Raw genomic sequence first — 886 nt, 5'->3', positions numbered from 1 at the left:
CTCGCGAATGGCAGCGGAAACAATCGGCTTGCGGAATAGATCGCGGGAACGTTCGTCCAGCGTGTTCAAATCAAGCGATGACGCAACGCGTTCAAGCGTAATCGTCAGCTTTTCAAACCGGCGTTCCGCTTCGGTGTCAACACGGCGCAAAAAGCCGTCCACGAAATCCCTTTCGTAGTCCGACAACTGTTTATATGCGCTCGAAAACTGTAACATGCGCTAGATATGGCCGATCCTGCCGCGCCGGTCAAGTCTTCGGGTTGTGGACGGCTGCGCTTTGACCGATTGAAAATAATGGAAATAATTAGAAACACCGCTTGACGCACAATTAGAAACGGTGTAATTATAATTCAACGCAACGCCAACGGGAGTTAGGCAACATGGAAATGGTTCACTCTTCTAAGTTTGCAGCAACTGTGATCGAAATGGGTAAAGATTTCGACGCTGACTGGATCAAGGAAATGATTGTTTCGCGCGTTCTGATTTCTAACTTTCCGTCTGTTATCGCTGAATTGGAAAGCGAAGTTTCCAGCAATGAAATGAACGGCGCTAAATACGCCCTCAAGATTATGGAGGAACTAGCATGAATAACAGCAAAAATTACGATTTGCGTATTTGCGTTGAAAGCATCTGCAAAGTTGTTAGACGTGAAATAAATTATGCGCGTCTGCTGCGTCATGACGTGTTTGAAAGCGATGAAGAATTTCGCCTTTATTTTGGACTTCGCAACGACGCACCTGCTTTGCGCATCATAACGGAGCAACCACAATGAGAGAAACAGAAGAACATTTTTACCTTGAAATAAGCGAGCCGCGCCGTCCGCACATAGCGGCTCGCTACGCGTATTTGCAGCCGGTGACGATCTTCGGTCAGAAAATCGGTCTGG

General features: G+C 47.2%; 3 protein-coding genes. 2 read left to right on the top strand and 1 reads right to left on the bottom strand.

Annotation, left to right across the window (positions count from 1 at the left end):
- Positions 1-186, bottom strand: a 186-nt coding sequence (locus tag RMT89_RS40395; RefSeq protein WP_315888731.1) for a hypothetical protein, incomplete at its 3' end; no start/stop codon positions are given.
- A 194-nt stretch (positions 187-380) separates the two neighbouring features.
- Here RMT89_RS40395 and RMT89_RS40390 point away from each other — a divergent pair.
- Positions 381-587 carry a hypothetical protein gene (locus RMT89_RS40390; RefSeq protein WP_315888730.1) on the top strand — a complete coding sequence of 69 codons (207 nt, stop codon included), beginning with the start codon at positions 381-383 and terminating at the stop codon, positions 585-587.
- On the top strand, positions 584-772 hold the full coding sequence (locus RMT89_RS40385; protein WP_315888729.1) for a hypothetical protein: 189 nt from the start codon (positions 584-586) through the stop codon (positions 770-772). The genes RMT89_RS40390 and RMT89_RS40385 overlap by 4 nt, the downstream gene beginning before the upstream one ends.
- Positions 773-886 lie beyond the last annotated feature (114 nt).

Source organism: Streptomyces sp. P17, assembly GCF_032436805.1.
Classification (GTDB): Bacteria; Actinomycetota; Actinomycetes; order Streptomycetales; family Streptomycetaceae; genus Streptomyces.
This window is presented reverse-complemented; position numbering and strand designations above follow the sequence as displayed.